Source organism: Streptomyces sp. NEAU-sy36, assembly GCF_013423905.1.
Taxonomy (GTDB): Bacteria; Actinomycetota; Actinomycetes; order Streptomycetales; family Streptomycetaceae; genus Streptomyces; species Streptomyces misionensis.
Map to the genome: position 1 here is coordinate 2,232,579 of NZ_CP058977.1, position 19,916 is coordinate 2,252,494.

Here is a 19,916-nt window from a genome sequence, read left to right on the forward strand (position 1 = left end):
CTTTCGACTGTCTAAGGATTCTCGGGCTCACTCGAAAGGGCGATTGACGAATCATGCAGAGTTCTGCATACTCATGCATGTCAGCAATTGCACGTGAGGAGAAACCCGTGACCGAGCGCGTCGTACTCGCCTACTCAGGCGGTCTGGACACCTCCGTCGCCATCGGCTGGATCGCCGAGGAGACGGGCGCCGAGGTCATCGCCGTTGCGGTCGACGTCGGCCAGGGCGGCGAGGACCTGGACGTCATCCGCAAGCGCGCCCTCGCGTGCGGTGCCGTCGAGGCCGAGGTCGCCGACGCGAAGGACGAGTTCGCCGACGAGTACTGCCTCCCGGCGATCAAGGCCAACGCCCTGTACATGGACCGCTACCCGCTGGTCTCCGCCCTCTCCCGGCCGACGATCGTCAAGCACCTGGTCGCCGCCGCCAAGAAGCACGGCGCCACCACGGTCGCCCACGGCTGCACCGGCAAGGGCAACGACCAGGTCCGCTTCGAGGCCGGCATCGTCGCCCTCGCCCCCGACCTCAAGTGCATCGCCCCGGTCCGCGACTACGCGATGACCCGGGACAAGGCGATCGCCTTCTGCGAGGCCAAGCAGCTCCCGATCGCCACCACCAAGAAGTCCCCGTACTCCATCGACCAGAACGTCTTCGGTCGCGCCGTCGAGACGGGCTTCCTGGAGGACATCTGGAACGCCCCGATCGAGGACATCTACGAGTACACCTCCAACCCCGCCACCCCGCGCGAGGCCGACGAGGTCGTCATCACCTTCAAGGAGGGCGTCCCGGTCGCCCTCGACGGCAAGCCCGTCACCGTCCTCCAGGCCATCCAGCAGCTCAACGAGCGCGCCGGCGCCCAGGGCATCGGCCGGATCGACATGGTCGAGGACCGCCTCGTCGGCATCAAGTCCCGCGAGGTCTACGAGGCCCCCGGCGCGATCGCGCTGATCACCGCCCACCAGGAGCTGGAGAACGTCACCGTCGAGCGCGAACTCGCCCGCTACAAGCGGCAGGTCGAGCAGCGCTGGGGCGAACTGGTCTACGACGGCCAGTGGTTCTCCCCGCTCAAGCGCGCCCTGGACGGCTTCATCAACGAGGCCAACCAGCACGTGTCCGGCGACATCCGCCTGACCCTGCACGGCGGCCGCGCGGTCGTCACCGGCCGGCGCTCGGAGTCGTCCCTGTACGACTTCAACCTCGCCACCTACGACACCGGCGACACCTTCGACCAGGCGGCGGCCAAGGGCTTCATCGACATCTACAGCCTGTCGTCGAAGATCGCCGCGCGCCGTGATCTCGCGGGCGAAGCCTGACGCAGACCTGGCGCGACCCGCACGGGTCCCTCGCACGCATCAGAACTGACAGCCGCCTCCTCACCTGCAAGGGTGGGGAGGCGGTCGCACAGAGACACTCCCGAGGAGCACGCAAGTGAGCAGCAACAGCGGTGACGTACGGCTCTGGGGCGGCCGTTTCGCCGACGGTCCCGCCGAGGCCCTGGCGAAGCTGTCCGCGTCCGTCCACTTCGACTGGCGGCTCGCGCCCTACGACATCGCCGGTTCCCGTGCCCACGCGCGCGTGCTGCACAAGGCCGGGCTCCTCAGCGCGGACGAGCTGGAGCGCATGATCGCCGGGCTCGACCAGCTGGAGGCGGACGTCGCCGACGGCTCCTTCACCGGCACCATCGCCGACGAGGACGTGCACACCGCCCTGGAGCGGGGCCTGCTGGAGCGCCTCGGCCCCGACCTGGGCGGCAAGCTCCGCGCCGGCCGCTCCCGCAACGACCAGGTGGCCACCCTGTTCCGGATGTACCTCAGGGACCACGCCCGGATCATCGGCGGGTTGATCGCCGACCTCCAGGACGCCCTGATCGGCCTCGCCGAGGCCCACCCCGACGTGGCGATGCCCGGCCGCACCCACCTCCAGCACGCCCAGCCGGTGCTCTTCGCCCACCACGTCCTCGCCCACGTCCAGTCCCTGTCCCGGGACGCGGAGCGGCTGCGCCAGTGGGACGAGCGCACGGCGGTCTCGCCGTACGGCTCGGGCGCCCTGGCCGGCTCCTCCCTGGGCCTGGACCCCGAGGCGGTGGCCAAGGACCTCGGGTTCGAACACGGCAGCGCCGGAAACTCCATCGACGGCACGGCCTCCCGGGACTTCGTCGCGGAGTTCGCCTTCATCACCGCGATGATCGGCGTGAACCTCTCCCGGATCGCCGAGGAGATCATCATCTGGAACACGAAGGAGTTCTCCTTCGTAACCCTGCACGACGCGTTCTCCACCGGCTCGTCGATCATGCCGCAGAAGAAGAACCCGGACATCGCGGAGCTGGCCCGGGGCAAGTCCGGCCGCCTCATCGGCAACCTGACCGGGCTCCTCGCCACCCTCAAGGCCCTGCCCCTCGCCTACAACCGCGACCTCCAGGAGGACAAGGAGCCGGTCTTCGACTCCTGCGACCAGCTGGAGGTGCTGCTGCCCGCCTTCACCGGCATGATGGCCACCCTCACGGTCCACCGCGAGCGCATGGCGGAACTGGCCCCGGCCGGCTTCTCCCTCGCCACCGACATCGCCGAGTGGCTGGTCCGCCAGGGCGTCCCCTTCCGGGTGGCGCACGAGGTCGCGGGAGAGTGCGTCAAGGCCGCCGAGGCCGAGGGCAAGGAGCTGGACGAGCTGACGGACGAGCAGTTCGCCAAGATCTCCGCCCACCTCACCCCCGAGGTCCGCACCGTCCTCAACGTCCCCGGCGCCCTCGCCTCCCGCAACGGCCGCGGCGGCACCGCCCCGAGCGCGGTGGCCGTCCAACTGGCCGAGGTCAAGGCGGACGTGGCGGTCCAGCACGAGTGGGCGCGGGCGAAGACGGCCCGCTAGGGTCCTTCGTCCGGATCAGGCCCGGCGAGCCCGGCGCGATCCGGACGAAAGACCCTCGGCTCCGTCCGACGGCACCGGGGCGTGCAGGGGCCGCTCGCCCCGGCACGCCCCTGGCCGCCGGCTGCCCGACCGGCGCGTCCGGCCCGGATCAGCCCGCGGCGAGGAACTCCAGGGTGTCGATCACGCGGTTCGAGAAGCCCCACTCGTTGTCGTACCACGCGACCACCTTGACGTGGCGGCCGTCGACGCGGGTGAGGGCCGAGTCGAAGATCGACGAGGCGGGGTTGCCGGTGATGTCGGACGACACGAGCGGGTCGTCCGAGTACTCGAGGACACCGGCGAGCGGTCCCTCCGCCGCGGTGCGGTACGCCGCCAGCACCTCGTCGCGTGTCACGTCGCGCGCGACGGTCGTGTTGAGTTCGACGATCGAGCCCACCGGCACCGGCACGCGGATCGAGTCGCCCGACAGCTTGCCGTCGAGGTTCGGCAGCACCAGGCCGATCGCCTTGGCGGCGCCGGTCGTGGTCGGCACGATGTTCACGCCTGCGGCACGGGCGCGGCGGGCGTCGCGGTGCGGACCGTCCTGGAGGTTCTGCTCCTGCGTGTAGGCGTGCACCGTCGTCATGAAGCCGTGCTCGATACCGGCGAGTTCGTCGAGGACCGCGGCCAGCGGGGCGAGCGCGTTGGTGGTGCAGGAGGCGTTCGAGACGATCGTGTGCGCGGCCGGGTCGTAGGCGTCGGTGTTGACCCCGTAGGCGAGCGTGACGTCCGCGCCGTCCGACGGCGCGCTGACGAGCACCTTCTTCGCGCCCGCGACGAGGTGGGCGCGGGCGGCCGCGGCCGAGGTGAAGCGGCCGGTGGCCTCCAGGACGATGTCGACGCCGAGTTCGCCCCAGGGCAGCCGCGCCGGCTCCCGCTCGGCCAGCACCGTGATCCGGCGGCCGTCGACGTCGAGGGCGTCCCCCTCGACGGTCACCGGGCGCCCGAGCCGGCCGGCCGTGCTGTCGTAGGCGAGCAGCCGGGCGAGCGTGGCGGGCTCCGTCAGGTCGTTGACGGCGACGATCTCCAGGGCGCTGTCGCGCTCCAGCAGCGCGCGCAGCACATTGCGTCCGATGCGGCCGAAACCGTTGATGGCGATGCGAGTCATGAGCGATGTCCCTTCCGTTCGCCATCAGGCTCGCGCGCGGCCCCGGCCGCTGACAGTGGCGGGACCGCCACGGTTCACAAGGATCCCGCCACGCTCGCCCGGCGCCTCACTCGCCCCGGGTGAAGGTGCGCCGGTACTCGCTCGGCGTGGTGCCGAGGATGCGCTGGAAGTGCAGCCGCAGATTCGCGCCGGTGCCGAGCCCGACGTCGGCGGCGATCTGCTCGACGCTGCGCTGCGAGCGTTCGAGCAGTTCCCGGGCCAGGTCGACGCGGGCACGCATCACCCACTGCATCGGCGTGTAGCCGGTCTCCTCGACGAAGCGCCGGGAGAACGTGCGCGCCGAGACCCCGGCCTGCCGGGCCAGTACGTCGAGGGTGAGGGGCTCGTCGAGCCGGTGCAGCGCCCACTCGCGGGTGGCGGCGAACCGCTCGCCGAGCGGCTCGGGCACGCTGCGCGGCACGTACTGGGCCTGGCCGCCGCTGCGGTAGGGGGCGGCGACCAGACGCCGGGCCGCGTGGTTGGACGCGGCAACTCCGAGGTCGCCGCGCAGGATGTGCAGGCACAGGTCGATGCCGGAGGCGGCGCCGGCCGAGGTGAGCAGGCTGCCCTCGTCCACGAACAGCACGTTCTCGTCGACCCGGACCAGCGGATGCCTGGTCCGCAGGGCCCGCGTGTAGTGCCAGTGCGTGGTGGCCCGCCTGCCGTCGAGCAGGCCCGTGGCGGCGAGCGCGAAGGCACCCGTCGAGATGGCGGCGAGCCGGGCCCCCCGGGCGTGGGCGGCGATCAGCGCGTCGACGACGGCCCGCGGCGGGTCGTCGCGGTCCGGGAACCGGTAGCCGGGGACGAAGACGACGTCGGCCCACTCCAGCGCGTCGAGACCGTGGGCGACGTGGTACGCGAGGCCGTCGCCACCGGTCACGAGACCGGGTGCGGCCCCGCACACCCGCACCTCGTACGGCATGCTCGCGCGGGTCGTGAACACCTGCGCGGGAATGCCGACGTCGAGCGGTTTCGCGCCTTCGAGCACGAGGACGGCGACGCGATGCAGACGGGGGGCTGGCACGGGGAAGAGGCTACGCCGGGCGGGCCCCGGGGCCGGCGCCCGCCCCGGGGCGGGCGCCGCACGCGCCGGGCTCCGGGGCGGAGCCGGACGCGGGTTACGTTGGTCGAAGCCGAACCGGAGCCGACCCAACGGAGCCCGCGATGCCCTTCGCCCGTCTCGCGACCGCCACCACCGCCACCTGTCACATCGGCCTGGGGCTGGCCGCCGTCGGCCGCCCGGGCTACATCAACCTGGGCCGGGACGAGGACCTCGGCGCGGACCGGAGCGTGGCGGCCCTGCGCGCCCGCACCCATGAACTCCTCGACGCCGCCTACGCCCAGGGCGTGCGCTACTTCGACGCGGCCCGCTCCTACGGCCGTTCGGAGGAGTTCCTCGCCGACTGGCTGAAGGCCCGCCCCGACGTCCAGGATGTCGTCGTCGGCAGCAAATGGGGCTACACCTACACCGCCGGCTGGTCCACCGAGGCCGAGCGGCACGAGGTCAAGGACCACGGCCTGGCGACGTACGAACGCCAGCGCGCCGAGACCGACGCCCTGCTCGGCGACCGGCTCGACCTCTACCAGATCCACTCGGTCACCCCGGACAGCCCGGCCCTCACCGACAAGGAACTCCACGCCAGGCTCGCTCAGGCCGCCGCCGGCGGCCTGACCGTCGGCTTCTCCACCAGCGGCCCCGCCCAGGCCGACGCGATCCGCGCCGCCCTCGCGGTGACGGTCGACGGCGAGCCCCTCTTCCGTACCGTCCAGTCCACGTACAACGTCCTGGAGCACTCGGCGGGCTCCGCCCTCGCCGAGGCCCACGACGCCGGACTGACCGTGATCGTCAAGGAGGGCATGGCCAACGGCCGGCTCGCCGGTCCGAACGCACCCGAGGCGTTGCGGGCGGTCGCCGCCGAGACGGGACTCGGCTGCGACGCCGTCGCCCTCGCCTGGATCCTGAGCCGGCCCTGGGTGGGCGTGGTCCTCTCCGGCGCCGCGACGGTTGCCCAGCTCGCCTCCAATCTGCACGCCCCGGCCGTCGACCTGGACGCGGAGCAGATGACCCGCCTCGCCACGCTCACCGAGGACCCCGGCACCTACTGGCAGCGGCGCGGGGAACTGCCCTGGCACTGACGCTCGCGCGTGAGCCCTGGCATCTGGCCCGCCCGCGTGCCCCGGCCCTGAGCCACACCCGCGCTGACCAGCGACGATGAGTCGCACATGCCCAGTGTGAGACATGACTGTCTCATCTGGTCTATCCTTGTCTCATGGATCGTGACCATGTGCTGCGCAGCGCCGCCGCTCTGCTGACCCGCAAGTCCACCGCGACCATGGACGAGGTCGCCAAGGCGGCCGGGATCAGCCGGGCCACGCTGCACCGCCACTTCGCCGGGCGCGACGCGCTCGTACGGGCGCTGGAGGCGCTCGGCATCGCGGAGTGCGAGGCGGCGCTGGACCGGGCCCGCCCGGAGGAGGGGGCGGCGGCCGACGCCGTGCGCAGACTGGTCCGCGAGATCCAGCCGGCCGCGGGACTGCTCGCCTTCCTGTACGGCGAGAGCCAGCTGTGGGAGGGCGACCGGCAGAACGACGGCTGGCAGCGGCTCGACGGCCGGATCGCCGCCCTGTTCCAGCGCGGGCAGCACAGCGGCGAGTTCCGCATCGACCTCACGCCCGCCTGGCTCACCGAGGCGCTGTACGGCCTGACGGCCTCCTGCGCCTGGGCCAGCCTGGACGGCCGTGTGGCCGCCCGCGACTTCCCGACCATGGTCGCCGAGCTGCTGCTCGGCGGCGCCCTGCGAAGAGAGGAACCATGACCAGCACCCTGCGGCCGGCCGATGTGGCGGGGGCGGAGCGGCGTCCGGGCCGGTGGCTCGCGCTCTGCGTCCTCGTCCTGGCCGTGCTGCTGGTGGCCGTCGACGCCACCGTCCTCGGCCTGGCCACCCCCTACATCAGCGAGGACCTCCACCCCTCCGGCACCCAGCTGCTGTGGATCGGTGACGTCTACTCCTTCGTCATCGCCGGTCTGCTGGTCTCCATGGGCAGCCTCGGCGACCGCATCGGCCGCAAGCGGATCCTGCTCTGCGGCGCCACCGCGTTCGGCGCGATCTCCGTGCTCAACGCCTATGCCACGACACCCGAGTCGATGATCCTGGCGCGGGCCCTGCTCGGTGTCGCGGGCGCGACCCTGATGCCGGCCACCCTCGCCCTGATCCGCAACCTCTTCCACGATCCGCGCGAGCGCAGCCTCGCCGTCGGCATCTGGGGCGCGACCGCATCCGCCGGTACGGCCGTCGGCCCGATCGTGGGCGGCTTCCTGCTGGAGCACTTCTGGTGGGGCTCGGTCTTCCTGATCAACCTGCCGGTGATGGCCGTCCTCGTGCTGGTCGGTCTGCGCACCCTGCCCGAGTCCCGCAACCCGCACCCGGGCCCCTGGGACCTGCCCAGTGTCCTGCTGTCGCTCGTCGGCATGATCGGCGTCGTCTACGCCGTCAAGGAGGCCGCGACGCACGGCTTCTCCTGGCCGGCCCTCGCCGTCGGCCTGCTGGGCGCGGGCGCCCTCGGCGGCTTCGTCCGCCGTCAGCTGACCATGCCGGTCCCGCTGCTGGACATGCGGCTGTTCCGGCACCGCGGCTTCAGCGGCGCGGTGCTCGCCGACCTGCTGACCGTACTCGGCATGTCCGGGCTGGTGTTCTTCCTCTCCCAGTACCTGCAACTCGTCCAGGGCAGGCACCCGTTCGAGGCGGGCCTCGCCGAACTGCCCGCCGCCGTCGGCGCGGTGGCGGCCGGACTGGTCGCGGGCAGCGCGGCCCGGCGCTTCTCGGTCCGCTCGGTGGTCTCGGGCGGCCTCGCCGCGGTCGGCCTGGCCCTGGCCGCTCTGACCTGCCTCGGCCAGTCCACCGGCTACCCGGTCCTCGGCGCCGCCCTGCTGATCGTCGGCATCGGCGCGGGCCTGTCCTTCACGGTCACCGCCGACGTGATCCTCTCCAGTGTCCCCAAGGAACAGGCCGGCGCCGCCTCGGCGGTCTCCGAAACCGCCTACGAACTGGGCGCCGCCCTCGGCATCGCCCTCCTCGGCTCCATCGTGACCGCCGTCTACCGCGGCTTCACGGGCCCGGCCGGCACTCCGCCCGGCGCCCATGAGTCCCTGGGCGCGGCGGTCGAGGCCGCGGCCCGCATGCCCGCCGGTGCGGCCCGTTCGCTCCTGGACTCGGCCCGCGACGCCTTCGTGCACGGCCTCCACCTGGCGTCCGGCGCCGGCGCGGCGGTCCTGCTGGGCACGGCGGCGGTGGCGTGGTTCCTGCTGAAGGGGCAGCGGCTGGAGAACACGGAGCAGAGCGGGTACCCGGAGCACGCGGAGTAGGGAGTCCCGGCCGGGGTTCGCGCCCCGGCCGGTCGCTCAGCGCTTGTAGCCGAGCACCGTCATCATCCCGCTCTCCGAGTGGTACTGGTTGTGGCAGTGCAGCATCCACAGCCCCGGGTTGTCCGCGTCGAACTCCACCACCAGCTTGCGGTGCGGCAGCACCAGCGCGGTGTCCTTGCGCGCCCCCACCGCGTCCAGCCCGGTCATCGCGAACGTGTGCCCGTGCAGATGCATCGGGTGCCACATGTCCGTCGCGTTGATGAGGGTGAGCCGCACCCGCTCCCCGGCATGGATCTCGTGCCGCTGCCGCACGTCGTACGGCTTGTGGTCGAAGCCCCAGTCGAAGTTGTGCATGTTGCCGGTGATCCTGATGCGCATCTGGCGGTCGGGGTGCCGCTCCGGCAGGGCCACCGACTCGGCCGGCTCCAGCCGCCGCGCCGGCACGCACTCGCCGTCCAGCTCGTCCGGCCTGACATTCGGTGCGGGAAGGTTCTTCCCCTTGTCGGTGCGGAGCACGGCGAGCCCGCTGCCCTTCTTGCCCTCGGCGAGCGCGACCAGCGGGAAGCAGCCGTCCTTGGCGGTCACCAGCACGTCGTACCGCTCGGACATGCCGATGAGCAGCGCGTCGGTCTCCCTGTGCCGCACGGGGTAGCCGTCGGTGTGGGTGACGGTCATGGCGTGGCCGCCGAGGCAGACCCGGAACGCCGTCTCCGAGCCCGCGTTGACGAAGCGGATGCGGATGCGGTCGCCGGGGCGGCAGCGGAACACCGAGGGATTGTGCGGCAGCCGCCCGTTGGCGAGGTAGTACGGGTAGTCGACGCTGCCGCCGTCGCCGTCGAGCATGCGGCTGTGGGAGTCGTGCAGCACCCGGTTGGGGCCCGTGGACTTGGCGGGCGGCGCCGCCTTCGTCCCGGCCGACTTGCTCGGGTGGGGGCTCGGGCTGCCGCTCGCGTGCGGGTGCTCGGGGCCCATGCCCATGCCGCCCATCGCGGAGCCGCCCGGCTTGAGCTGTTCGAGCACCCCGTCGGGGGTGGAGCCGTCCACGCCGTCCAGCCAGTCGTCCAGGACGACGATCCACTCCTTGTCGTAGGCGAGCGTCTCCTTGGGGTCGTCCACGACGAGCGGCGCGTACAGGGCGCGGTCGGGCTGCATCCCGACATGGGAGTGGAGCAGATAGGTGCCCGGGTGCTTCACGGTGAACCGGTAGCGGAAGTCGCGCCCCGAGGGGATGGCACGCTGCGTCAGATCCGGTACGCCGTCCATGTCGCAGCGCAGCCGTACCCCGTGCGAGTGCAGGGTGGTGCTGACGGGCAGCCGGTTGGCGAGCGTCAGATCGAGCACGTCGCCGGCGCTGACCCGGACCAGCGGACCCGGCACCGTGTCGTTGTAGGCCCAGGTCCGCACGGACCGCCCGCCCAGGTCGAGTTTCGCCTCGGCCGCCGTGAACCGGAGGCTGTGGACACGGCCCGCCCCGCGCTTGCGCTCGGTGGCGAGGACCTCCGGGTCCGACGGGTTGACGTACCCCTTGGGTCCCGCCGGTACGAAGTTCCCCTCGATGCCCGCCCCGAGGGGGCCGGTGTCCGCGCGGTGGGGGCCGGAGCGGGTCTCGGAGCCGGAGCCGCAGGACGCCAGGAAGCTCGCACCGACGGCTGCGATCGGGACACGGAGGAGGGTTCGCCGCGAAGGTGTATCCATGCCTGAATCAGACATGTTCTCCGTGGGGTACGCGCGGGAGCGTAGGCCGAATGCCCCTGCGCCGGGGGAGATTCACACCGGCAGACGGACGAACGGCCGCCGTGTCCGTCCGTCCGGGGGTCTCAGGCGGCCTTCGCCTTGGTGGCGTACATGTCCACGTACTCCTGCCCGGACAGCCGCATGACCTCGGCCATCACGGAGTCCGTCACGGCACGCAGCACATAGCGGTCGCGGTCCATGCCGTCGTAGCGGGAGAACTCCATCGGCGCGCCGAAGCGCACGGTCACCTTGCCGGGGCGCGGGATGCCGTTGCCGCCCGGCTGGAGCTTGTCGGTGCCGATCATGGCGAACGGCACCACGGGGGCGCCGGTCATCAGGGTGAGGCGGGCGATGCCCGTGCGTCCCCGGTAGAGGCGGCCGTCGGGGGAGCGGGTGCCCTCGGGGTAGATGCCGAAGATCTTCCCCTCCTCAAGGATCCGCCGTCCGGTCATCAGCGCGGCCACACCGCCGTTCGCGCCGTCGCGGTCCACCGGGATCATGCCGACGCCGGTGAAGAACCAGGCCATCAGCCGGCCCTTGACGCCCTTGCCGGTGACGTACTCGTCCTTGCCGATGAAGAACACCTGACGCTTGGTGACCAGCGGCAGCACGATCGAGTCGATGAAGGTGAGGTGATTTCCGGCCAGAATCACCGGGCCGTCCCCCGGAATGTGCTCCACGCCCTCCACCTGGGGGCGGAACATCAGGCGCATGATCGGTCCGAGCACTGCCTTGATGAGGCGGAAGCGGGACAACGGGTCCTCCGATGCCGAGGGAGCGATATGAGTCTGTGCAGGTGAGGACATTACTCGCGGGTCCGGCGCGAACGCACATCGGGTACCGCCGGTTCACCGAGGTCTTACGAAGAGTTGACGCGGGTTTACCTGCGGTGACGCGCGGCAGACGGCGGGTAACGCCCTTGTGCCGATGTGACGGACATCGCTCGGCCGGACGCGCCGCGCGACGGACCGTCACCCCGGGCCGCCCACGGTCCACCCGCCGGCACCCCCGTGTTCGACCCGAAGCCGCCCTCCTGTCATGTTCCCGCCCCTACGATCGCTCGGACCGACGAGCGACACGACAGCGGGCGCAGCAGGCGCAGCAGACGGCAGGAGGCCGCCGATGGGGATCGACCGGACGAACGAGCAGCCGCGGCACGAGGGCACGGGGCGGCGGGCGCTGCTCGGCGCCGCGGTGCTGGGCGCGAGCGGGGCGGTCCTCGGACTGCCCGGGGCCGCGCGGGCGGCCGAGGTGCGGGCGGCGAAGCCCGCCGGGCGCGGACTGAAGGGCCTGCCGGTGCCGACGATCATCGGGCACCGGGGCGCCAGCGGCTACCGCCCCGAGCACACCTTCGGCTCCTACGAACTCGCCCTCGATTTCGGCGCCGACATCGTGGAGGCCGGCGACCTCTGTCCCACCAAGGACGGCCACCTCGTCTGCCGGCACGAGCCGGAGATCGGCGGCACCACCGATGTCGCGGACCACCCCGAGTTCGCCGGCCGCAAGACCACCAAGGTGCTCGACGGCGTGCCCACCACCGGCTGGTTCACCGAGGACTTCACCCTCGCCGAGCTGAAGACGCTCCGCGCGGTCGAGCGCATCCCGGCCAACCGGCCGCACAACACCCTCTACAACGGGCGCTGGGAGATCCCCACCTTCGAGGAGGTCCTCGCCTGGCAGGACGAGCAGACCCGCAAGCGCGGCAAGCAGGTGTGGATCTACCCCGAGACCAAGCACCCCACCTACTTCCGCAAGCTGGGCCTCGGCCTGGAGGAGCGGGTGGCCAAGCTGCTGCGCAAGCACGGCAAGGACGGCCGCAACTCCCCGGTGATCCTCCAGTCGTTCGAGCCCACCAGCATCGAGCGGCTCAACCGGCTGGTCGACAACCCGCTCGTGGTGCTGCTGTCCACGGCCGACAGCCGCCCCTGGGACTTCGTGGAGACGGGCGACCCGCGCACCGTCGCCGACCTGATCACCCCCAAGGGCCTGCGGGAGATAGCCGGTTACGCCCAGGGCATCGGCCCCACCCTCGACCTGGTGATCCCCAGGAAGGCGGACGGCACCCTCGCCGAGCCCTCCAGCCTGGTCGCCGACGCCCACCGCGTCGGGCTGATCCTGCACCCCTACACCATGCGCAACGAGAACCCCTTCCTGCCGGCCGAGTTCCGCAAGGGCGGCGCGGCCGACGGCTACGGCGACGCCTTCGGCGCCTTCAAGGCGTACTTCGAGACCGGCATCGACGGTGTCTTCACCGACAACGCCGACACCGGGATCCTCGCCCGCGCCGACTTCCTGAGCTGACCGGACGCCGGCCCCCCGCCGCCGACGGCGGGGGAGTTGGCTATCTCACAGGGCGACCGCGCACGACGGAGATTGCCTCGCGCCGAGGGCGGGGATAGGAGTGTGGGGGACGACCGGTGATCAGGTGAGCGGGAGGCATGCGCACATGGGCATGAGCGTGACCATCTCGGTGGCGACCGAACAGGACGCGGAGCAGATCTTCCGCCTCCAGTACCTCTGCTTCCAGAGCGAAGCGGCGCTCTACGGCAACTACCGCATCGACCCGCTCGTCGAGACCCTCGACGCCGTCCGCGAGGAGATCGCCTCGGACTGCGTCTTCGTCGCCCGGCTCGGCGACGAGGTGGTCGGCGCCGTACGCGGCAAGGTGACCGAGGACGGCGCCGCCGCCATCGCCCGGCTCTGCGTCCACCCGCGCCTCCAGGGGCACGGCATCGGCGCCCGGCTGCTGCGCGCCGCCGAGTCCGCCCTCGCCGGGGAGCGCGGCGCCACCCTCTTCCGGCTCCAGACCGGCCACCGCAGCGAGGGCAACCTCCGCCTCTACCGCCGGGTCGGCTACGAGGCGGTGGGCCGCGCCAAGGGCACGGACGGAGTGGACCTGATCATCCTGGAGAAGCCCGCGGCCACCTACGCGACCACGGCGTGAGCCGGCGTGAGCCGCGCTCCGGCGCGGCTCAGGCGGTGGCCCCGGGCCGCGCCTTGCGCAGCCAGTACATCGCGGACAGCGGAAGCAGCACGGGGATGAAGACGTACCCCATCCCGTAGTCGGACCAGACCGTGGCGTCGGGGAACGCCGAGCCGTCGACCACGGTCCACGTGCCCACCAGGAGCACGCCCGCCAGTTCCACGCCGCAGCACACCAGCGCCGCCCGCCGGGCGACCTCCCCGCCGCGCACGAGCGTGTACGTGATGAACGCGTACACCAGCCCGGCCACCGCGGACAACGAGTACGCCAGCGGCGCCCGTTGGAAGTCCGTCGAGATCTGGTAGACGGAACGCGACAGCGCGCCGACCACCATCACGCCGTAGAACCACACGAGCAGCATCCCCGGCCCGCTGATCAGCCGGGCCGGCTTCTCCTCGACGGTCGTCATCTCAGCTTCCCCAGATGTCATAGAGGCGGACCTGCAGTACGGCGAGCACCACACCGCCCGCCGCGGCCGTCACCGAACCCCAGCGGGTCCGCTCGGCCAGCGACATGAACCCCGCGGCCGGGACGCACGCGAACGCACCCAGCAGATACGCCACGAAGATCGCGGTGCCCTGCTCCGGCTTCTCGCCCCGCGCCAGCTGCACGATCCCGATCACCAGCTGCACCGCGGCCAGCACCGACACCGCGGCCATGCCGATGAGGTGCCAGTCCTTGGTGGGCTGGTCACGGTAGGCGGCCCAGCCGCACCAGGCGGCGAGCAGCAGCGCGGCGACCCCGGTCACCAGCGTCAGGACAGTGAGCATGCGGTTGACCTTATTACGGCGGAAACGGGCGATCGCCGCCGACCCCGCCGTACGCCGTAGGGTCGAGCGCATGACGATCCACGCACACGCCCTCCTGTTCGACAACGACGGCACCCTCGTCTCCTCGTACGACTCCGTCGTGCGCTGCTGGACCAGGTGGGCCGGCGAGTACGGGGTCACCGCCGAGCGGTTGCGGGGCGTGGAGCTGCACGGCCGTACCGCCGCGGAGATCATCGCCGACCTGCTCCCGGCCGACCTGGTGCCCGAGGCCGTCGCCCGGGTCGAGCAGCTGGAGGTGGAGGACGTGGCCGGGGTGCGGCCGCTGCCCGGCACCCTGGAGTTCCTGGACTCCCTGCCCGCCGACCGCTGGGCCGTGGTCACCTCCGCCACCCGCCGGCTCGCCGAGGCCCGGCTCCAGGCCGCGGGCATCACCCCGAAGTCGCTGGTCAGCGCCGAGGACGTCACCCGCGGCAAGCCCGATCCCGAGCCCTATCTGCTGGCCGCGCGCCAGCTCGGCGTGGACCCCGCCCACTGTGTCGTCTTCGAGGACGCCCCCGCCGGGCTGCGGGCGGCCCGCGCGGCCGGCATGGCCACCGTGGCGTTGGCCACAACCCACCGGGCCGGGGAACTCGACGCCGACCTGGTGGTGGACGACCTCGCGGCCTTGTCCGCACTGGTCCGCGACGCCCGGGTGGAGATATCCGTACGCGGCTGAGCCCGCCCCGCGCTGTCCGCCGCTGTCCAGCATCCGGACAGCGGCGGCCGGCCGACGGCCCACGTCTGCTTTACTGGGCCGCATGACCACGACGAACAGCCGCATCCCTGCGACCGAGGCGACCATGACGCCCGGTGCTGTTTGTACGTGCCCGTGTCGAATGTGCGCCTTCTAGAGGGCCCCCGCACCATCCGAGCCTCGCGCCCCGAAGCGAGAGCCGCGGCCCGTCCCGCGCCCGCACCCGGGCGCGTGTGACCCGAGGCCGCCCGCGCACACGGCGTTCTCCCCGGTCCACCGCCACCCGAGAACCGTGCCGCGTCCCCGACCGAACGCACGCAACGCACCCGTGCCCGGGCACACCCGCGCCCGCGCACTCGACAGTGACGGAAATCCAGTGATCACCACATCGGGCCTGACCAAGGTCTACCGCTCCCGCGGCCGCGAGGTCACCGCCCTCGACGGCGTCGATCTCCACGTCCGCGAAGGCGAGGTCTACGGCGTCATCGGGCAGTCCGGCGCCGGCAAGTCCTCCCTCATCCGCTGCGTCAACCTGCTGGAGCGCCCCACCTCCGGCACCGTGACCGTCGCCGGGCAGGACCTCACCGCCCTGGCCGGCCGCGGACCGCGCGCCGGCAAGGAGCTGCGTCAGGCGCGCAGCCGGATCGGCATGGTCTTCCAGCACTTCAACCTGCTGTCCTCGCGGACCGTGCAGGACAACGTCGAGCTGCCGCTGGAGATCCTGGGCAAGTCCGGGAAGGAACGTTCCACCAAGGCGCTCGAACTGCTCGACCTGGTGGGCCTCGCCGACAAGGCCAAGGCCTACCCCGCCCAGCTCTCCGGCGGCCAGAAGCAGCGCGTCGGCATCGCCCGCGCCCTGGCCGGCGACCCCAAGGTGCTGCTGTCCGACGAGGCCACCAGCGCCCTCGACCCGGAGACCACCCGCTCCATCCTCCAGCTGCTGCGCGACCTCAACCGGCAGCTCGGCCTCACCGTCCTGCTCATCACCCACGAGATGGACGTGGTCAAGGCCGTCTGCGACTCCGCCGCCCTGATGCAGAAGGGCCGGATCGTGGAGTCCGGCACGGTCAGCGAGCTGCTGGCCACCCCCGGCTCCGAACTGGCCGCCGCGCTGTTCCCGGTCAGCGGCGAGCGCACCGGCGCCGACCGCACGGTCCTCGACGTCACCTTCCACGGCGAGGCCGCCACCCAGCCGGTCATCTCCCAGCTGTCGCGCACCTACAACATCGACATCTCGATCCTCGGCGCCGCCATCGACACCGTCGGCGGCCTCCAGATCGGCCGGATGCGCCTCGAACTGCCCGGTCGCTACGAGGACAACGTGGTGCCCATCGGGTTCCTGCGCGAACAGGGACTCCAGATCGACGTCGTGGGCCAGGAGGCCGTACTGGTGAAGGAAGGTGCCAAGTGACCTGGTCCGAGATGCAGCCCCTGCTGTCGCAGGCCTGTTCCGAGACGTTCGACATGGTGCTCTGGTCCACCCTGATCGCCGTCGTCGCCGGCCTCCCGCTCGGCCTGCTGCTCGTCCTCACGGACCGCGGGGGCCTGCTCCAGAACATCGTCGCCAACAAGGTGATCGGCCAGATCGTGAACATCGGCCGCTCGCTGCCGTTCATCATCCTGATGGTCGCCCTGATGAGCTTCACCCGCTGGGTCACCGGCACCACGATCGGCACGGCCGCCGCGGTCGTACCGCTCGCCATCGGCGGCATCCCGTTCTTCGCCCGCCTGGTCGAGACGGCCGTCCGCGAGGTCGACCAGGGGCTCGTGGAGGCCGTTCAGTCCATGGGCGGCAACACCTGGACCATCGTCCGCAAGGTGCTCGTCCCCGAGTCCCTGCCCTCCCTGATCGCCAGCACCACCACCACGGTCATCGCCCTCATCGGCTACTCCGCGATGGCCGGCACGGTCGGCGGCGGCGGCCTCGGCGACCTCGCCGTCCGCTACGGCTACCAGCGGTTCGAGACCCAGCTGATGTGGATCACCGTCGCGATCCTCGCCGTCGCCATCTCCGTCATCCAGTTCGCCGGCGACTTCGCCGCCCGCGCCCTGCACAGCCGCGGCGGCCGCTCGGGACCCGCGCCCAAGCTGCGGCTGCTGAAGGCCAAGGAGCCGGACGCGGCCGGGGTCGGCAAGGCCGCGTAGGACCGCCCCGCCGCGCCGCACACAGACTCCCCGTCACCCTCACGGGGTCGCACCACCATAAGGAAAGGCACTTTTCGTGCGTAACACCGCCAAGTTCACCACCGCCGTCCTCGCCGCCGGAGCCCTCACCCTGGGGCTGACCGCCTGCGGCTCCGGCAAGTCCTCCGCCTCCCACGACTACAGCGGCCCGCTGGTCGTCGCCGCCACCCCGGTCCCGCACGCCGAAGTCCTCGACTTCGTCGAGAAGAACCTGGCGAAGAAGGCCGGACTCGACCTCCAGGTCAAGGAGTTCACCGACTACATCACGCCGAACACGGCGACCGAGGACGGCTCGGTGGGTGCCAACTACTTCCAGACCAAGCCGTACCTGGACGACTTCAACAAGAAGCGCGGCACCGACCTCGTCTCCGTCGTCGGCGTGCACCTGGAACCGCTCGGCCTCTACTCCCACAAGGCCAAGAAGGCGGCCGACCTCAAGAACGGCGCGACCGTCGCCGTCCCCAACGACGCCGACAACGAGTCCCGCGCCCTGAAGCTGCTCGCCACCGGCGGGCTCATCACCCTCAAGTCCGGCGTCTCCCAGGCCACCCCCCAGGACATCGCCGACAACCCCAAGCACCTCCAGTTCAAGGAGGTCGAGGCGGCCCAGACCCCGCGCTCCCTGGACGACGTGGACGCGGCGGTCGTCAACGGCAACTACGCCATCTCCGCGGGCCTCAAGCCCGCCAAGGACGCCATCATCCTGGAGTCCGCGAAGAACAACCCGTACGTCAACCTCCTCGTCGTGAAGAAGGGCAACGAGAACGACCCGCGGGTCAAGAAGCTCGCCAAGCTCCTCACCTCGCCCGAGGTCAAGAAGTTCATCGAGGACAAGTACCAGGGCTCGGTCATCCCGTCCTTCTGATCCGGCCCGGCAGGACGCACACCGCTTCGCGACCCACGGGGTCCACTCCCTCACCGGGTGTGGACCCCGTCGTGCGGTTCAGTGGTTTCATGCTGCATGCTGGGCAGTTCAGCAGGCCCGTGTGTGACGGCCCTGACGGTCTTACGAGTTTCCGAAGGTTACGGAGCGGCGCATGACGAGCACCTTCCCCAACATCTCCATCAGCACGGAGCGGTTGGTGCTGCGCCCCTTCGAGGAGACCGACGCCGAGGCCTTCGCCGAGATGATGAACGACGAACTGGTCACCGCCTGGACCTCCGTGCCCCAGCCCTACACCGCGGCCGACGCCCACGCCTGGATCACCCGGCGCGCCCCGGCCGAACGCGCCGAGGGCCGTGGCATCGTCTTCGCCGTCGACGAGTTCCTCACCCAGCGTCTGGTCGGCACCGTCCGGCTCAGCCACACCGACTGGCGGGTGCGCTCCGCCGAGATGTCGTACATCGTCGCCCCCTGGGCCCGCGGCGAGGGCTACGCCTCGGAGGCCGCCCTCGCCACCGCCCAGTGGTTCTTCCGCGACCAGGACTTCGAACGCCTGGAACTGCGCACCGCCGCCGACAACACCGCCTCCCAGCAGGTCGCCCAGAAGATCGGCTGCATCAGCGAGGGAGTGCTGCGCGGCGCCTGGATAGCCCGCGCCCGCGACGACCGGGGCGAGTGGCGGGACGTGCGCACCGACCTCATCGTCTGGAGCCTGCTGCCCGAGGACCTCGACGGCGTGGCCGAGCAACTCGCCGACACCGGCGGCTTCACCGCCTTCCCCGACTGGAACTGATCCGCACGCGCCCTCGCGCCACGGTTTCACCGGGTACCCTCACGGAGCCCGCCCATGGGCCCTGTACCCCTGACGACCTGCGAAAACCTGGAGATGGACGACGATGGCCGACCGGGTCACGGTGATCGGCTGGGACGGCTCGCCGCTGACCGAGGCGGCACGTTCCGCCCTCGGCGCCGCCACCCTCGTGGCGGGCGCGGCCCACCACCTGGCACTGCCCGAGACCCCGCCCGCCGCCGAACGCATCCGCCTCGGCAGCGTCGCGCTCGCCGCCCGCCGCATCGCCGCCCACCGCGGCACCGCCGTCGTGCTCGCCGACGGCGACCCCGGCTTCTTCGGCGTGGTACGCACCCTGCGCGCCCCCGAGTTCGGCCTGGAGGTGGAGGTCGTCCCCGCCGTCTCCTCCGTCGCCGCCGCCTTCGCCCGGGCCGGCATGCCCTGGGACGACGCCCAGGTGGTCGTCGCCCACCCGCGCACCCTGCGCCGGGCCGTGAACGTCTGCCGCGCGCACACCAAGGTGGCCGTCCTCACCTCGCCGGGCGCCGGCCCCGCCGAACTCGGCCTCCTCCTGGAGGGCGTCCACCGCACCTTCGTCATCTGCGAGGAACTGGGCACCGAACGCGAACAGGTCTCCGTCGTCACCTCCGACAAGGCCGCCGACCACACCTGGCGCGACCCCAACGTGGTCATCGTCATCGGCGGTCCGGCGGGCGCCGCGGAGGGCGGCGGCTGGATCGCCGGCCGCGACCCGGGCACCGGCCCGCGCGGCTGGGTCCAGCCCGACGAGGCGTACGGCGACGGCACACCGCTCGGCGAGGGCGAGACCGAACTGCTGCGCGCCGCCCAACTCGCCCGCCTCGGGCCCCGCGTCGGCGACCTCGTCTGGGACATCGGCTGCGGCTCCGGCGCGTTCGCCACCGAGGCCGCGCGGGCCGGCGCCGCCGTCATCGCCGTCGACCACGACCCGGCCGCCTGCGCCCGCACGGCCGGCGCCGCGCGCCGCTACGGCGTCCAGCTCCAGGTGGTGCCGGGCAGCGCGCCCCACATCCTGGAGAACCTGCCGGAACCGGACGTCGTCCGGGTCGGCGGCGGGGGAGCGGCCGTGGTCTCCGCGGTCGCCGACCGGCGCCCGCAGCGCATCGTCACCCACGCGGCCACCCGCGACGCCGCCGAACTCGTCGGCCGCGACCTCACCGAGCACGGCTACCGCGTCGAGTGCGCCCTGCTCCAGTCCGTCGAACTCGACACGCGGGCCTGGCGGGAGACCGAGCGGAACGTGGTCTTCCTGCTCACCGGCACATTGCCGGCGCGCGAAGCGCCTCGCTGAGGGACGGCGGCCGGGCCTGCCCGACCGCAACCCGTGATCGGGTTGTCGTACCGCGCGCGGTAGGCTGGCCGATCGTTGTACCGCACCGGCGTACCGGAACT

At 71.9% G+C, this 19,916-nt stretch carries 19 protein-coding genes; 13 read left to right on the forward strand and 6 right to left on the reverse strand.

The features are described 5' to 3' along the window. Positions 1-107 precede the first annotated feature (107 nt). Both HZZ00_RS10165 and argH read left to right on the forward strand, forming a co-directional pair. Positions 108-1,310 (forward strand): argininosuccinate synthase, encoded by a 1,203-nt coding sequence (locus HZZ00_RS10165; protein ID WP_070030137.1) that lies wholly within the window; start codon positions 108-110, stop codon positions 1,308-1,310. Positions 1,311-1,425: 115 nt separating this feature from the next. Beyond that, the gene (gene argH / locus HZZ00_RS10170) at positions 1,426-2,859 is read left to right on the forward strand and encodes an argininosuccinate lyase (protein ID WP_180331887.1); all 1,434 of its coding nucleotides are present in this window, start codon (positions 1,426-1,428) and stop codon (positions 2,857-2,859) included. Between the two features lie 148 nt (positions 2,860-3,007). On the opposite strand, the gene gap is transcribed toward argH, so the two are convergent. Then, entirely contained in the window at positions 3,008-4,006 is a 999-nt protein-coding gene (gene gap, locus HZZ00_RS10175; RefSeq protein WP_180331888.1) for a type I glyceraldehyde-3-phosphate dehydrogenase, read from the reverse strand. Positions 4,007-4,112: 106 nt separating this feature from the next. Beyond that, entirely contained in the window at positions 4,113-5,069 is a 957-nt protein-coding gene (locus HZZ00_RS10180; RefSeq protein ID WP_180331889.1) for a GlxA family transcriptional regulator, read from the reverse strand. Between the two features lie 140 nt (positions 5,070-5,209). On the opposite strand from HZZ00_RS10180, the gene HZZ00_RS10185 reads away from it, so the two are divergent. The 3 genes from HZZ00_RS10185 (at position 5,210) to HZZ00_RS10195 (ending at position 8,408) form a co-directional block, all read left to right on the forward strand. Next, positions 5,210-6,181 carry an aldo/keto reductase gene (locus HZZ00_RS10185; RefSeq protein ID WP_180331890.1) on the forward strand — a complete coding sequence of 324 codons (972 nt, stop codon included), beginning with the start codon at positions 5,210-5,212 and terminating at the stop codon, positions 6,179-6,181. A 134-nt stretch (positions 6,182-6,315) separates the two neighbouring features. After that, entirely contained in the window at positions 6,316-6,861 is a 546-nt protein-coding gene (locus tag HZZ00_RS10190; protein WP_180331891.1) for a TetR/AcrR family transcriptional regulator, read from the forward strand. Then, complete coding sequence (locus tag HZZ00_RS10195; RefSeq protein WP_180331892.1) at positions 6,858-8,408, forward strand: MFS transporter; 1,551 nt, start codon at positions 6,858-6,860, stop codon at positions 8,406-8,408. Before HZZ00_RS10190 ends, HZZ00_RS10195 begins: the two co-directional genes overlap by 4 nt. Before the next feature lie 36 nt (positions 8,409-8,444). On the opposite strand, the gene HZZ00_RS10200 is transcribed toward HZZ00_RS10195, so the two are convergent. Next, entirely contained in the window at positions 8,445-10,103 is a 1,659-nt protein-coding gene (locus tag HZZ00_RS10200; protein WP_180331893.1) for a multicopper oxidase family protein, read from the reverse strand. A gap of 122 nt (positions 10,104-10,225) precedes the next feature. Beyond that, positions 10,226-10,948 carry a 1-acyl-sn-glycerol-3-phosphate acyltransferase gene (locus tag HZZ00_RS10205; protein WP_071828522.1) on the reverse strand — a complete coding sequence of 241 codons (723 nt, stop codon included), beginning with the start codon at positions 10,946-10,948 and terminating at the stop codon, positions 10,226-10,228. A 316-nt stretch (positions 10,949-11,264) separates the two neighbouring features. Between HZZ00_RS10205 and HZZ00_RS10210 the strand changes: the two genes are divergently transcribed. Then, a complete protein-coding gene (locus HZZ00_RS10210) occupies positions 11,265-12,443 on the forward strand; it encodes a glycerophosphodiester phosphodiesterase (RefSeq protein ID WP_180331894.1) in 1,179 nt (392 codons plus the stop codon). A 145-nt stretch (positions 12,444-12,588) separates the two neighbouring features. Further along, on the forward strand, positions 12,589-13,086 hold the full coding sequence (locus HZZ00_RS10215; protein WP_180331895.1) for a GNAT family N-acetyltransferase: 498 nt from the start codon (positions 12,589-12,591) through the stop codon (positions 13,084-13,086). 28 nt (positions 13,087-13,114) lie between these two features. On the opposite strand, the gene HZZ00_RS10220 is transcribed toward HZZ00_RS10215, so the two are convergent. After that, complete coding sequence (locus tag HZZ00_RS10220; RefSeq protein ID WP_180331896.1) at positions 13,115-13,534, reverse strand: hypothetical protein; 420 nt, start codon at positions 13,532-13,534, stop codon at positions 13,115-13,117. Between the two features lies 1 nt (position 13,535). Beyond that, a complete protein-coding gene (locus HZZ00_RS10225) occupies positions 13,536-13,895 on the reverse strand; it encodes a hypothetical protein (RefSeq protein ID WP_070030117.1) in 360 nt (119 codons plus the stop codon). Positions 13,896-13,965: 70 nt separating this feature from the next. Here HZZ00_RS10225 and HZZ00_RS10230 point away from each other — a divergent pair, with 70 nt between their 5' ends. The 6 genes from HZZ00_RS10230 (at position 13,966) to cbiE (ending at position 19,815) form a co-directional block, all read left to right on the forward strand. Then, the gene (locus HZZ00_RS10230) at positions 13,966-14,610 is read left to right on the forward strand and encodes an HAD-IA family hydrolase (RefSeq protein WP_180331897.1); all 645 of its coding nucleotides are present in this window, start codon (positions 13,966-13,968) and stop codon (positions 14,608-14,610) included. 394 nt (positions 14,611-15,004) lie between these two features. Continuing rightward, positions 15,005-16,039, forward strand: coding sequence for a methionine ABC transporter ATP-binding protein (locus HZZ00_RS10235; RefSeq protein WP_180331898.1), 1,035 nt, complete (start codon positions 15,005-15,007; stop codon positions 16,037-16,039). Then, positions 16,036-16,773 (forward strand): methionine ABC transporter permease, encoded by a 738-nt coding sequence (locus tag HZZ00_RS10240; protein ID WP_180331899.1) that lies wholly within the window; start codon positions 16,036-16,038, stop codon positions 16,771-16,773. The genes HZZ00_RS10235 and HZZ00_RS10240 overlap by 4 nt, the downstream gene beginning before the upstream one ends. A gap of 76 nt (positions 16,774-16,849) precedes the next feature. After that, on the forward strand, positions 16,850-17,677 hold the full coding sequence (locus HZZ00_RS10245; protein WP_180331900.1) for a MetQ/NlpA family ABC transporter substrate-binding protein: 828 nt from the start codon (positions 16,850-16,852) through the stop codon (positions 17,675-17,677). A gap of 172 nt (positions 17,678-17,849) precedes the next feature. Beyond that, positions 17,850-18,488, forward strand: coding sequence for a GNAT family N-acetyltransferase (locus HZZ00_RS10250; protein WP_180331901.1), 639 nt, complete (start codon positions 17,850-17,852; stop codon positions 18,486-18,488). A 103-nt stretch (positions 18,489-18,591) separates the two neighbouring features. Further along, positions 18,592-19,815 carry a precorrin-6y C5,15-methyltransferase (decarboxylating) subunit CbiE gene (cbiE, locus tag HZZ00_RS10255; protein WP_180331902.1) on the forward strand — a complete coding sequence of 408 codons (1,224 nt, stop codon included), beginning with the start codon at positions 18,592-18,594 and terminating at the stop codon, positions 19,813-19,815. Positions 19,816-19,916 lie beyond the last annotated feature (101 nt).